This window comes from Leisingera sp. ANG-M1, assembly GCF_000813745.1.
Lineage (GTDB): Bacteria > Pseudomonadota > Alphaproteobacteria > Rhodobacterales > Rhodobacteraceae > Leisingera.
Window position 1 is genome coordinate 156,151 of the sequence record NZ_JWLC01000013.1, and the last position, 12,799, is coordinate 168,949.

15 protein-coding genes are annotated in these 12,799 nt (G+C 61.1%); 6 read left to right on the forward strand and 9 right to left on the reverse strand.

Annotated elements, in window-relative coordinates; translation table 11 throughout:
- The first annotated feature begins 21 nt into the window (after positions 1 to 21).
- The 6 genes from motA to RA19_RS11655 all read left to right on the forward strand — a co-directional run bounded on the left by motA (position 22) and on the right by RA19_RS11655 (position 8,080).
- Positions 22 to 891, forward strand: a complete 870-nt coding sequence (gene motA, locus RA19_RS11630) for a flagellar motor stator protein MotA (protein WP_039162692.1) — start codon at positions 22 to 24, stop codon at positions 889 to 891.
- On the forward strand, positions 888 to 3,338 hold the full coding sequence (locus RA19_RS11635; RefSeq protein ID WP_193748256.1) for a hypothetical protein: 2,451 nt from the start codon (positions 888 to 890) through the stop codon (positions 3,336 to 3,338). Before motA ends, RA19_RS11635 begins: the two co-directional genes overlap by 4 nt.
- Positions 3,339 to 3,790: 452 nt before the next feature.
- The gene (flhA, locus tag RA19_RS11640; protein WP_446720279.1) at positions 3,791 to 5,824 is read left to right on the forward strand and encodes a flagellar biosynthesis protein FlhA; all 2,034 of its coding nucleotides are present in this window, start codon (positions 3,791 to 3,793) and stop codon (positions 5,822 to 5,824) included.
- The gene (locus RA19_RS11645; protein WP_039162697.1) at positions 5,821 to 6,600 is read left to right on the forward strand and encodes a flagellar biosynthetic protein FliR; all 780 of its coding nucleotides are present in this window, start codon (positions 5,821 to 5,823) and stop codon (positions 6,598 to 6,600) included. Before flhA ends, RA19_RS11645 begins: the two co-directional genes overlap by 4 nt.
- Positions 6,597 to 7,685, forward strand: coding sequence for a flagellar type III secretion system protein FlhB (gene flhB / locus RA19_RS11650; RefSeq protein ID WP_039162699.1), 1,089 nt, complete (start codon positions 6,597 to 6,599; stop codon positions 7,683 to 7,685). The genes RA19_RS11645 and flhB overlap by 4 nt, the downstream gene beginning before the upstream one ends.
- A complete protein-coding gene (locus tag RA19_RS11655) occupies positions 7,682 to 8,080 on the forward strand; it encodes a hypothetical protein (RefSeq protein ID WP_039162701.1) in 399 nt (132 codons plus the stop codon). Before flhB ends, RA19_RS11655 begins: the two co-directional genes overlap by 4 nt.
- Positions 8,081 to 8,157: 77 nt before the next feature.
- On the opposite strand, the gene RA19_RS11660 is transcribed toward RA19_RS11655, so the two are convergent.
- Genes RA19_RS11660 through RA19_RS11700 form a run of 9 tightly spaced genes read right to left on the reverse strand, consistent with a single transcriptional unit; the run spans position 8,158 to position 12,740 of the window.
- Positions 8,158 to 8,652 carry a flagellar basal body-associated FliL family protein gene (locus RA19_RS11660; protein ID WP_039162703.1) on the reverse strand — a complete coding sequence of 165 codons (495 nt, stop codon included), beginning with the start codon at positions 8,650 to 8,652 and terminating at the stop codon, positions 8,158 to 8,160.
- Positions 8,653 to 8,660: 8 nt separating this feature from the next.
- A complete protein-coding gene (gene flgH, locus RA19_RS11665; protein ID WP_052261761.1) occupies positions 8,661 to 9,401 on the reverse strand; it encodes a flagellar basal body L-ring protein FlgH in 741 nt (246 codons plus the stop codon).
- Positions 9,401 to 9,823, reverse strand: coding sequence for a flagellar basal body P-ring formation chaperone FlgA (gene flgA, locus RA19_RS11670; RefSeq protein ID WP_039162705.1), 423 nt, complete (start codon positions 9,821 to 9,823; stop codon positions 9,401 to 9,403). The genes flgH and flgA overlap by 1 nt, the downstream gene beginning before the upstream one ends.
- Positions 9,823 to 10,608: a flagellar basal-body rod protein FlgG gene (gene flgG / locus RA19_RS11675; protein ID WP_039162707.1), complete on the reverse strand. Its 786-nt coding sequence runs from the start codon at positions 10,606 to 10,608 to the stop codon at positions 9,823 to 9,825. The genes flgA and flgG overlap by 1 nt, the downstream gene beginning before the upstream one ends.
- Positions 10,609 to 10,618: 10 nt before the next feature.
- The gene (locus RA19_RS11680) at positions 10,619 to 11,335 is read right to left on the reverse strand and encodes a flagellar hook-basal body complex protein (protein ID WP_039162709.1); all 717 of its coding nucleotides are present in this window, start codon (positions 11,333 to 11,335) and stop codon (positions 10,619 to 10,621) included.
- Positions 11,335 to 11,607, reverse strand: coding sequence for a flagellar biosynthetic protein FliQ (locus RA19_RS11685; protein ID WP_039162712.1), 273 nt, complete (start codon positions 11,605 to 11,607; stop codon positions 11,335 to 11,337). The genes RA19_RS11680 and RA19_RS11685 overlap by 1 nt, the downstream gene beginning before the upstream one ends.
- Positions 11,608 to 11,610: 3 nt before the next feature.
- Positions 11,611 to 11,913 carry a flagellar hook-basal body complex protein FliE gene (gene fliE, locus RA19_RS11690; RefSeq protein ID WP_039162714.1) on the reverse strand — a complete coding sequence of 101 codons (303 nt, stop codon included), beginning with the start codon at positions 11,911 to 11,913 and terminating at the stop codon, positions 11,611 to 11,613.
- A 31-nt stretch (positions 11,914 to 11,944) separates the two neighbouring features.
- Positions 11,945 to 12,337 (reverse strand): flagellar basal body rod protein FlgC, encoded by a 393-nt coding sequence (gene flgC / locus RA19_RS11695; RefSeq protein ID WP_039162716.1) that lies wholly within the window; start codon positions 12,335 to 12,337, stop codon positions 11,945 to 11,947.
- A 13-nt stretch (positions 12,338 to 12,350) separates the two neighbouring features.
- Positions 12,351 to 12,740 (reverse strand): FlgB family protein, encoded by a 390-nt coding sequence (locus RA19_RS11700; RefSeq protein ID WP_039162973.1) that lies wholly within the window; start codon positions 12,738 to 12,740, stop codon positions 12,351 to 12,353.
- Between the last annotated feature and the right edge of the window lie 59 nt (positions 12,741 to 12,799).

Genomic DNA, 12,799 nt, shown 5'->3' on the forward strand with positions numbered 1-12,799 from the left:
AATGGAATTCGGAGTGGACCTATGATCGGGATTGTAGGCATTGCGGTGATCTTTGCCATGGTGTTCGGCGGATATCTTCTGGCCGGCGGCAAGATGGGGATTATTCTTAAATCGCTGCCGTTTGAGATGATGATGATTGGCGGCGCTGCGGTCGGGGCCTTCTTGCTTGGCAACGACATGGGCGGTGTCAAACACACGGTCAAGGACGTCGGCAAGGTCTTCAAAGGCCCGAAATGGAAGCCGGATGACTACCGCGACCTCCTGTGCCTGCTGTTTGCCCTGATCCGCATTGCGCGGGCCAATCCGGTCGAAGTGGAACAGCATATTGAGGACCCGGAAAACTCGTCTGTTTTCAATAAGTACCCCAAGATCCTGGCCGACAAGGAAGCGGTGAACCTGATCTGCGACACCATGCGCTCGGCGTCGATGAACTATGACGATCCGCATCAGGTGGAGGAAGTTCTGGAGAAGCGCATGGAGGCCAACCTGCATCACGCGCTGCATTCCAGCCACGCGCTGCAGACTATGGCGGACGGCCTTCCGGCGCTTGGGATTGTTGCGGCGGTGCTTGGCGTGATCAAAACCATGGCCTCGATCGACCAGCCGCCGGAGGTGCTGGGTAAAATGATCGGCGGCGCGCTTGTGGGCACCTTCCTTGGCGTGTTCCTGGCCTACGGTCTTGTCGCCCCATTTGCCGGCAAGGTGAAAGCCGTGATCGAAGAGGATGCGCATTTCTACCAGCTGATCCGCGAAGTGCTGGTGGCCAATCTGCACAACCATGCCGCTGCGATTTGCATCGAAGTCGGCCGTCAAAATACTCCGTCTCATATCCGCCCCGGTTTCTCGGAGCTTGAAGAGGCGCTCAAATCGGTGAAACAGGACGCAGCATGATCTGGCGCGCACTTGCCACTGCAGCCGCAATTCTGACGGCTGGCGCCGTCTCGGCGCAGACGATTGTGACCCGCTCGGGTGAGCACAATGGGTTCACGCGCCTGGTCATGCGCCTGCCGGGCGGTGCCGACTGGTCGCTGACGCAAAGCGGTAAATCGGCGACGGTGAACATCGATGCGCCGGATGTGGAGTTTGACACCTCCCGGGTGTTCAACCTTATCCCGCGCACACGCCTGCAATCGCTTGGGCAAAACGGGCCTGGCCAGCCGCTGCGGCTGCAGCTGGGGTGTGAATGCACCGTTACCTCCTATGTACAGGAGGACGGCTATCTGGTTGTCGATATCCGCGATGGCGGGCTGCCGCCCTCAGAGAATCAATATTCGGTAGGCAGCAGTGTTCTCCCGCTTACGCCGCCGTCTTCGCAAAGCGGCTACCGGTTCAATTTTTCCCAGTCGGCGGCGGCAGATGCGCGGATGGCGCTGGAGATTGCGGCGGCCATTACCGGTCAGGCCGCTCCGGGACAGACCGTCAAGCCCCAGGATCAGAGCGCTGTGCCTGATGCTGAGACCGCGGCTGAAGAAGAACCGCCGCAGGAATCTGTGTCCCTGCCTTTAGACGGGAACGGGTTCCCGAAAGACGAAGAAACTGCCGCTGACGAGGCAGCTCCAGGGCTTCCGGAAACCGGCATGCTGCTGAACATGGAAGAGACCGAGCGCGCCGCAGTGGTGCGGGAATCGGAACAGCGGCTGCTGCAGCAGATCGGCAGGGCTGCGAATCAAGGCCTTCTCAGCGTGGCCGCCGATGGGATCCCTGAGGCGGATGATACAGCAGGGCTTGACCCGTTGGGGCGTTCAGACAGGCCTTTGAATCCGCTGGATCATATCTCCGTCACCTCCGCAATCGACCGCGAGACCGGGCTGATGGCCGCCTTGTCAGACGGCAGCGGCAAACCGGATCACTGCCTGGCAGACCGCGACGTCGCGATCCACAACTGGGGCAATGAACGCCCGTTTGCAGATCAGCTCGGACCGCTGCGCGGAGCGCTTGTCCGGGAGTTTGACGACGTGAACCCGGCAAGTGTTTATGCGCTGGCGCGGCTCTATCTGTTCTTTGGCTTTGGTGCCGAGGCCCGGTCCATTCTGACAATTCTGCCTCCTGAAGAGCAGGCCAGCCAGGAAGCCGCGCTTCTGGAAGCTATGGCCATGATGATGGATGGCGCCGTCCTCCCGGTTAACAATCCGTTCTCCGGGCAGCAGGGCTGCGAAGGCCATGGCGCGTTCTGGGGTGCCTTGGCCGACGGAACCGTTAAGAAAAGCGCAAATACCGATGCCATGCAGCAGGCCTTCTCGAAGATGCCGACACATTTGCGGGTGCATCTGGGGCCTCGGTTGAGCCAGATGTTTGCTGAAGCCGGAGAGCATCATGTTGCCGAGGCGGTGCTGCGGGCGGTGGACCGGACCGGGGTTGAGGATGTGCCGGAAATCAACCTGGCTGAGGCCGCGATCGCCGAGCTGAAGGGTGACACTGAAAAAGTGGCCGAAGAACTTACCAGCGAGGTTGCCGAGCGGACAGGTAACGCTCCTGCGGCGCTGATTGATCTGGTCGCTTTGTCGGTCAAGGAGCGCAAGGCGCTGTCGCCGGATGTTCCGGATCTGATCGCTTCCTACGAGCTGGAAAACCGCGAGACCGAGCTGGGCGCGCAGCTGCGTCAGGCGCAGGTCGCCTCGCTGGCGCTGATGGGGCAGTTCCACGACGCGTTCCAGGAACTGAAAAGCCTGACCGAGCGTGACGGGCCCAAGGCACGGACTGCTGCAATCGAGCCGCTGATGCTGCTTTTGACGGAACGTGCGGATGATGTGACTTTCTTGCAATATGCGCTGGTGTTCGCGGGGCAGACTACGGCGGCTGAAGCTGCCCCGGTTGCGGTCCCGGTGGCCCGCCGCCTGCTGGACCTTGGGTTTGCCGAGCAAGCAGAGAGCCTTCTGACCAAGCTTTCGCTGGAGCCGGAGGATGAAACCCGCCGCCTGATGATGGCTGAGGCCGCGCTGGTAATGGACAAACCGCACCGGGCGCTTGTTGAACTGATGGGCCTGGAAGGATCTGATGCCAACCGGATCCGGGCCGAGGCGCTGTGGCGCAATGGCGAATATGACCGGGCGGGTGAGTATCTATTGGCCGAGGATGAGGCCAATGCAGCAGCCCGCGGGTTCTGGCATTCCGAGAACCTTGAAGCCATCGAAGCCATTGAAGATGGCGAGGACGCTCAGTTCGGAGCGGTTGCTTCGGTCACCACACAGATTGGCGAAACGGCGCAGGATCCTGAAGGGCTGACACCGCTGGCCCATGCACGGGCGCTGGTCGAAAGCAGCGAAGGAACCAGAGGCGGTATCACCGATTTGCTCAATCAAGTTGGAACCGGCCTGGGCGATACCGAAGAAAGTCAGTGAACAGGCAGCCTGTTTGCAGCCGTTTGGCCGTCCCTTCCGGGGCGGCCTTTGCTTTTGATGATAACACTTTGTCAACCGGCGGCCGGTAACGTGAAGACCGGGTGAATCCTGATTTGGAACGGGCAGAATGCCGGAAAACTATTCAATACCTTGCCTGCAAAGGCTGATTCTGCGTGGATCATGCGCAGAACGCGGGGCTGTGCATTTTGCCGGTGCGGCCCGAAAACGCTTCAGAACGGTTGCCATTGCTTTGCCTGCTGCGGCGGGGACTGCGCGATACAGGCTGCTGGCCTTTGGGTCTGGCGGCGCGGCTGATCTGACCCAGGCTCCTGCTCCGGTCCGCTTGCCGCAGGTTCTCCCAATAAGTAACCGCAATACATGGGGCCCGACCTGTGCCTAAGCTGACAACAGAACAACTATTCAGCCCTACCGTCCTGCTGGCGCTGGCTTTGATGGCGATCATTGTGATGATGATCCTGCCGATGCCTGCCTGGGTACTGGATATCGGGCTGGCGGCCTCGTTTGCCCTGGCCATCCTGATCTTTACCATCACGCTTTTCATTGAGCGGCCGCTTGATTTCTCCTCGTTCCCGACGATTCTGCTGGCGTCACTGATGCTGCGTCTGTCACTGAACGTGTCCTCAACCAAGCTGATCATCGGCCAGGGGCATTCCGGCACCGATGCGGCCGGCAATGTGATTGAAGGTTTTGCCCAGTTTGTCATGGGCGGCAGCGTTTTCCTCGGCCTGGTGGTGTTCGGGGTGCTGCTGATCGTCAATTTCATGGTGATCACCAAAGGTGCCGCGCGGATGGCCGAAGTCGGCGCCCGCTTTGCGCTGGATGGCATGCCGGGCAAACAGCTGGCGATTGACGCGGATATGTCCGCCGGTGCTATCGATCACCAAACGGCCAAGGAGCGGCGTGAGCGCGAGCAACAGGAGACCACATTCTTCGGCTCGCTGGACGGTGCTTCGAAGTTCGTCAAGGGCGACGCAATCGCCGGCCTGCTGATCACCCTCCTGAATCTGGTGATGGGCCTGATCATGGGCGTGCTTGTCCATGGCATGCCGGTCGGCAATGCCTTTGAGACTTATGCGATTCTGACTGTCGGCGATGGGCTGGTTTCGCAGATCCCGTCGGTGATCATTTCCATTGCCGCGGCGCTTCTGCTGGCCCGCGGCGGCACCACAGGCGCCACCGACACCGCCCTGTTTGATCAGTTCGGCCGTCATCCGGCCGCACTGACCACCGTTGCCGTGCTGATGGTGCTGTTTGCCCTGGTGCCGGGCTTGCCGTTCCTGCCGTTTGTGACCGGTGGAGGGGTGCTTGGCTACGCCGCCTACAGGATGGCGAAAAAGAAAAGGGACGATGCCGAAGCCGAGATCGAGGAAAAGATCGAGGAGGCCTCGGATCCGGCCGCCAGCCGGCCTCTGGGCGACATTCTGGACCTGGACGATCTGCATCTGGAGTTTGCGCCTGACCTGGTGAGCATGGTGCTGGATGCGGGCACCGGGCTGGACGCGCGGATTGCCAATATGCGTTCGCATATTGCCACAACGTTCGGCCTGATCCTGCCGGAGATCCGCCTGACCGATCAGCATGATTTGGAAAAGGGCACCTATGTCATCAAGGTGCAGGGGGTCGAGCAGGTGCGCGGCATTCTCAATCCTGACATGGTGCTGGCGCTGATGCCGGACAATCATGATGCTTTGCCGCCGGGAACTGACGTGACCGAGCCGGTCTATGGCGCGCCCGCCCGCTGGATCCCCGTAAAGGCGCAGGAGCAGGCTGCTCTGGCCGGCGCCACGGTGGTCAGCCCGCCGGAAATTCTGGCAACGCATCTGCTGGAGATCATCAAGCAGAACTTTGCCCGCCTGCTGACGCTGAAATCGCTGCGCCGGCTGCTGGACGAGATGACCCAGCTGTCGGACAGTTTCCGGGCCGAGGCCAACCGCAAGTTGCTGGACGCGCTGGTGCCGGACAAGGTGCCGATGGACACGCTGCACGCGGTGCTGCGGCTGCTGCTGGAGGAGCGGGTCTCGATCCGCAACATGCCGCTGATTCTGGAATCGATTGCCGAAGCCCGCCTGCACAGCACCCAGCCCGAGCTGATCTGCGAGCATGTGCGCCAGCGCTTGGGCTTCCAGCTGGTTGCTGAGATGAAGCGCGAGGACGGGACCATCCCGCTGATCCAGCTGGCGCCGGAGTGGGAGGACAAGTTCTCGACCTATCAGGTTGACGGGCAAGGAGCCGGGCTGGACATCGCGCTGCCGCCGGATCTGTTCAACCGGCTGGCCGAGGGGATGACCGACAAACTCTCTGCCACGACCGACCAGGGGGTGTTTGCCGCAGTCGTCACCTCGACCCGCCGCCGCCGCTATCTGAAGACCATTCTGAAGTCGCGCGGCCTCACCAATCCGGTGCTTTCCTTCGAGGAAATCGGGCTGGAGGCCCGGCCGGCCCTGGTTGGGATGGTGCAGGCATGAGCCTGAACTTTCTGCCCCCGGAGCTGGTTGCGCTGCTGGGGGCAGGATTCTGGCATGCCGCAATCGTGTTTCTGAGGATTGCGGCGATGGTGTCGGTGCTGCCGGCGATGGGGGAGCTTTATGTCCCCGCCCGGGTCAAACTGGCGGTGGCCGCGGCCTTTACCTTTGTGGTTGCACCGGCGCTGCCGGCCTTCCCGGCGCCGGAAGGTGTTATGGGCTTTGCCCGCTTTGCCGTGACCGAAGCCATCATCGGGCTGGCTTTGGGCATCGGCATCCGGATTTTTGTGCTGGCCTTGCAGACGGCCGGCACGATGGCGGCGCAAAGCACCTCGCTATCGCAGGTTCTGGGCGGTATCGGTGCGGAACCAATGCCGGCGCTTGGCGCTGTTCTGATGATTTCCGGCGTCACTCTTGCGGCAATGATGGGGTTGCATGTGCGGGTGGCAGAGCTGCTGATCCGCTCTTACCAGATGTTTCCCGCAGGCCAGTTCCCGGCCGCGGCTGGGCTGACGGAATGGGGCGTTTACCGGGTCTCGCAAAGCTTCTCCCTGTCCTTCACACTGGCGGCGCCGTTCGTGGTTACCGCCGTCATTTACAATTTGGCCCTGGGGGTGATTAACCGGGCGATGCCGCAGCTGATGGTGGCTATGGTCGGTGCGCCGGTGATTACCTTCAGCGGGTTGTTCATCCTGATGGTTGGCAGCCCGATGATCCTGGATGTCTGGATCAGAGCCTTGATGATGTTCATTGCAGACCCGGGAGGCGGAATGCCATGAGCGGGCAGGACGACGACTCAGATAAGTCATTTGAGCCAACGGAACAGAAACTCCGAAAGGCCCGGGAAAAAGGCGAAGTTGCCAAGTCCACAGATCTTTCGGTGGCTGCGGCGTATCTCGGCCTGATCATTGCGTTTTACACCGCTGGCAGCAGCAGCGTCGAAGGCATCGGCACCGCGCTGATGGCGTTTATCGACCAGCCGGACCGGCTTGCACCGCTGTTTTTCGAGGGTCCCTCCGCCGCCCCGGTGGCAGGTTTCATCGGCAGCGCTTTCCGTCCGGTCCTGCCGTGGTTCCTGGTGCCATTTGCCCTGGTGCTGCTCTCGATTGTCGGGCAGCGGGCCCTTGTTTTCGCCCCCAGCAAGCTGGAGCCGAAGCTGTCGCGCATTTCGCTGATCTCAAATGCCAAGAATAAGTTCGGCCGCTCCGGCCTGTTTGAGTTCTTCAAGAGCTTCGTGAAGCTGCTGCTCTATTCGGTTTGCCTGGGCGTGTATCTCAGCTACCGGCTGCCGGAGATGATCTCTTCTGCCGGAACCGGCCCGCAGTCGGTGGTCCTGATGCTGGCGCAGCTGGCGATGGAGTTTTTGTTCCTGGCGCTGATCATCGCGCTGGCTATCGGTGTTGTGGATGCGGCTTTCCAGCATGCGGAGCACCGCCGCAAGAACATGATGTCGCGCAAGGAAGTCCAGGATGAGATCAAGGACTCTGAAGGCGATCCGCATATGAAAGGCCAGCGGCGTCAGCGCGGACAGCAGATCGCGATGGGCCAGATGATGGCGGATGTGCCCAAGGCCGATGTGGTGATCGTCAACCCGACCCATTATGCGGTTGCGCTTCAGTGGGTCCGGGAGCCCGGCACCGCACCGGTCTGCGTCGCCAAAGGCGTGGACGAAGTGGCGGCAGCGATCCGGCGCGTCGCCAATGAAAACGGCGTTCCGATTCACAGCGATCCGCCAACCGCACGGGCATTGCATGCCGCGGTCGAGATTGGCGACGAAATCCATGAGGAGCATTATGCGCCGGTGGCTGCGGCGATCCGCTTTGCCGAAGAAATGCGCCTGCGCGCCAAAGGGAAGGTCACATGAAGCAGAAAATGCTGGATCAGATGGCAGCGGTTACAGCTGCGCAATACATGCAGGAACATGCCAAAGTGCAGCCGGTCCTGGCCAGGGAAGCCCAGTTGCGCGGTCAGCTGGCCAAACTGAACGAGCAGGTGCAGAGCGCGCGCAGCGAGGCAGGAGAGGATCACGCGATGAAAGCGCTGGGCGCAGATCTCTTGTGGCAAGGCTGGCACACCCGCACCCGGCGCCAGCTGAACCTGGAACTGGCCCAGGCGACGGCTCAGAAGCTGCGGATGATGGACCAGCTGCGCAAGGCGTTCGGCCGCAAGCACGCGGTGGAAACCATGGCCGCAGCCGAACGCAAGCGGCATAAGGCCGAGCAAGCCAAAGCGCAGATGAACCGGCTGCTGGAGGGGTGAACCAAGCCGGAATCAAAGCAACCGAAAAGGCCGGTCCTTGCGGGACCGGCCTTTTGGATTCCGGGGTGTGATTCCGGTCAGACGTCCTGCCTGGAGATTTCCATGATCAGGACGTCGTAGACGCCTTTGCCGATGTGCTTTTGCGCTGCTTCGCGCAAAGCGGTGCGCAGCGGCTCCAGCACATCCGAACGGGTAAAGGCGCCGCGGAAGCCGCCCATGTTGGCGTGATCAAACAGAACCTGCAGGAAGACATCGCGCAGCTTGGGTTCAAGCATGTGCACTTTTTCCGTGGTGCCTTTCTTGGCTTCCAGGCTCAGCGAAATGACTACCAGGGATGTCAGCTCGTCGCGTTCGACCACCGGCACCACGAACTGGTTGTTGATCTTGATGTACTCGCGCTGGTTCTCTTCGCTTTCTTCGGCGATTTCTTCCTCAGCTTCTTCGGCGGGTTTTGCTTCTTCGCTGCCCTCGGCGACAGGAGGCTCGGGTGCCGGTGCCAGCATGATGCCGGCGCCGATGCCGCCTCCGGTTCCGATGATCAGCAGAATGACTGGCAGGAGTTTCGACAGCATGGCTACCCTCAGAACGGCAGGATTACGTCAAGCAGCTGCTGGCCGTAGCGCGGCTGCTGAACATCGGTGATCTGGCCGCGGCCGCCATAAGAGACTCGGGCCTGGGCGATCTTGTCATAGGTGATTTCATTCTGGCGGCTGATGTCCTGGGGCCGGACATAGCCGGTGACCAGCAGCTCGCGCAGTTCGAAGTTCACCCGCAGTTCCTGGGTGCCGCTGATCGCAAGCACCCCGTTGGGCAAAACGTCAACAACAGTGGCGGCGACCCGCAGCTCCAGTTTCTCGCTGCGTTTGACGGTTCCTTTGCCGCCGGAAGCGCTGCTGCTGCCGAGCTCAACCGCATCGGCCGAAGTGGCGCCTTCGGGCAGTTTCCGGTCCAGCCGCTGCGGCAAGCCAAGCAAATGCGGCACATTCAGGCTTTCCGACCCCGAGCGCGAGCGCTGGGTATCGTTGGAGATCTCCGCCTCTTCGTCGATTTCGATCACCACCGTCAGGATGTCACCGCGTTTCATGGCACGGCGGTCGCCCAGCAGTGATTGCTGCGAACCGCTCCACAAAGAGGACCCGTCCACGGTGCGCCGGGTCTGGGTCTGCGTCGGCAGCCCCTGGTACAGCATGGCGACATGTTCGGGCGATTCGTTCGCAGGTGTGAAGGAAGGCGCTTTGCCCAGATGGTCCATCCGGCCGCAAGCCCCGAGTATTGTCAGCCCGATCAGCAGCGGTTTGACGGGGGAATATCTCTTAGTCATCAGTTTACCTCAACGGAGCCGTCTTCCGAGATGCGCCCGGTGACAGTGGCGCGGGAAGAGAGATTCATGACCCGGACGGCGTCGCCGGCAGCACCGCGTCCAAGCGAGCGGCCTTCCGCCGCAATGGTCAGCCCGCCTTGGCGGAAAATCAGGGTGACCAGGTCATTGCGTTCAATAATGGCCGGCGGGCCAATGTCGCCCGCCCGCAGCGGCCGCCCGGCGTAAAGCGCGACGCGGGCCTCCTGGCCGATCACTTCGGCCGGGTTCGACAACGCGCCGGGGATCTCGCCTTTCTTCAGGGCCAGGTCTTCGGCGGTTACAATTGCCTTGGCGCGGATTGTGCGCAGCGGGATCAGATACTCTGCCAAAGCAGGCGGAGCACAGAGCGCGGCGGCGGTCAGGCAGGCGAGAGCAAGTTTCATCAGCGCACCTGTGTGGTTGCACCCATCATCTGGTCGACAGCCGAGATGACCTTGGCGTTCATTTCATAGCCGCGCTGGGCTTCGATCAGCTCGGTTACTTCGCGCACAGCGTCGACCGAGCTGCCTTCCAGATAACCCTGGCGGAAGGTGCCAAGCCCATCTTCGCCGGCAGTGGAAACAGTGGCGGCGCCAGAGGCTTCGGTCTCGCTGAACAGGTTGCTGCCGATCGCTTCAAGACCTTTGGGGTTGGTGAAGCCTGCCAGGGTGAACTGGCCCAGAAGCTGGCCGCCGGTCGTGCCATCGAAATAGCCGTAAACTTCGCCTTCGGCGTTTATCGAGATGCTGGTGGCGTCATCGGGAATGGTGATTTCCGGCGACACGGCGAAACCGTCGGAGGTCACGATCAGCCCCTCCGCTGAGCGCTTCAAGGCGCCGTCGCGGGTATAGGCTGTCTCGCCGGAAGGCAGGGTGACCTCCAGGTAGCCTTTGCCGTCGATTGCGATGTCCAGGTCATTGTTGGTCTGCTGAAGCGCGCCCTGGGACAGATGCACCGAAATGGCTGCCGGACGCACACCAAGGCCGACCTGCACGCCGGTTGGCAGCACGGTGCCGTCCGATGCGTTCACGGTGCCGGCGCGCGAAATCTGCTGGTAATGCAGGTCGGCAAACTCGGCGCGGCGCGCGTTGTAGGCGGTGGTGTTCATGTTGGCGAGGTTGTTGGAGATGGTCTCCACCCGCAGCTGCTGGGCGCTCATGCCGGTTGCGGCGATTTTCAGGGCACGCATCTGGATTCTCCTAGGACTTGATCAGGTTCTTGATGGCATTACGGATGCGTTCGTCTTCCGACTGCAGGAAGCTCTGGCCCATTTCATAGGCACGCTGGACTTCGATCATGCGGGAGACCTCGGAAATCGCGTTCACGTTGGAGCCTTCCAGGAAACCTTGCAGAACTTTCGAATCGAAAGTCTCCTCGATTTCCCCGTCGACGCGGAACATGACGCCGTCCTCCCGCACCAAAGAGTGCAGCTCCACCGGTTTGAACAGGCCCAACTGCCCCAGAAGCCGCCCGTTTGCACTGAGCGAGCCATCGGCGCCGACTTCGATCTTGCCGGCATCCGGCGGCACGAACACCGGCGCGCGGCCGGCATCCAGCACCCGGAGGCCATCCATTGTCACCAGGTCGCCCTCGGCATTCGGGGAAAAGGCGCCGGAACGGGTCAGCCGTTCGCCCTGCGGGGTTTCGACCATGAAGAACGCATCGCCCTCGATCGCGAAATCGAAGGTGCCGCCTGTTTTGGTCATCGCCCCCTGTTCCATCGAGGTGTTGAAAATGTTTGCCCGCGACATCGACAGCGACTGCTGCCCGGGCGAAGATTTCACGAATTCCGAAAAGATCAGGCCTTCCTGGCGGAAGCCCGTGGTGGCCGAGTTGGCGATATTGTTTGCGATCACGCGCATTTCCCGCATCAGGCCGGACTGGCGCGAAAGAGTGGCATAGCCTGCAGTTTCCATTACGATCCTCCGGCAATCATGGGAACAACGTGGCCATTGAAAAAAGCCACCAGCGTTTGGGTCATGAAGCCCATGGTCATCCAGAACACGACGACAATCGCTGTCAGTTTGGGGACAAAGGTCAAGGTCATTTCCTGGACCGAAGTCAGGGCCTGGAACAGGCCGATGGCGAGGCCGACCACCAGGGCAACGATCAGAATCGGTGTCGCCATGGTGACCGCTGCCCACATGGCCTGGCGCAGGGTGTCATAGAACAGGCTTTCGCTCATCATGGCTTAGACCGGCATCCTCAGGATTTCCTGATAGGCCTCGACCACTTTGTTGCGCACGGTCACTGCGGTCTCCACCGCCAGCTCGGTCTGGGCCAGCGCCTGCACCAGAGCGTGCGGATCCGCCTGCGAAGTCATCGCCTGCATCGAAACCTGCTCGCTCTTTTGCAAAGTGGCGGCAAAATCTTCGAAGCTTTCTTTCAGGCGGGCACCGGCACCGGCGCCTGCGGCTGTATGATTCGGGTCGGCCTTAGTTGCCGGGCGGGCGGCGGCATAGCCGCTGGTTGCGGAAAGGCTGCGAATATCCATTCTGGATCTCCAAAAGTTTCAGTTAGGTCTGTTAGCGTCTCAAAAGGTCCATCAGCGAGGAGGACATCGAGCGGGTCTGCTCGAACATTTTCAAATTGGCTTCGTAGCTGCGCTGCGCCTCGCGGGCGTCAGCGATTTCAATCATCAGATCGACGTTTGAGCCCTTGTAGTGCCCGCTTTCGTCGGCCAGCGGATGCGAGGGGTCATAGACTTCCTCGAGGTCGCGGCGGTCCAGCGTGACACGGCCGGTGCGCACGTGCTCTACGTCGGTCTGCAGCTCCCGCACGGCTTCAAACGGAACCGTCTTGCGGCGGTAGCCCGGCGTGTCTGCGTTGGAAATGTTTTCAGACACATGGCGCAGGCGCGCGGATTGCGCCTTAAGGCCGCTGGCAGTGACGGAAAGGGCTCTGGAAAATTCACTCATTGCTCAAACCTCTTCAGTTCTTGCCCAGGCTGGTGCGCAGGATGTTCAAGGAGGACTTATAGATCGCCATGGCACGCTTGTGCTGGCGCTCGGTCTCGACGCCTTTCAGCAGTTCGGTTTCGACGGAAACAGAATTGTCATTGGGGTCGCTGCCCGCATCGCTGGTGGTGACAGCCCAATCCATGCCGCTGCCGGCGGCGCCGTTCAAATGGCTGCCGCGGGTTGCGATCATGCTGCTGGGGCGGGCGCCTGCTGCAAAGACTTCCTTGAAAGGCTTGATATCCTTGGCGTGGTAACCGGGCGTATCGGCATTGGCGATATTCTGGGAAACCAATGCCTGGCGTTTGCCGGCATGCGCCGCCATGGAATAGGCAATTTTGAAGACGTTCAATTCTGTGAACACCAGGGCTTCTCCCTTGATCGATTTCAATCAAGGCTTAACCCCGATTCCTTTAGAAATTG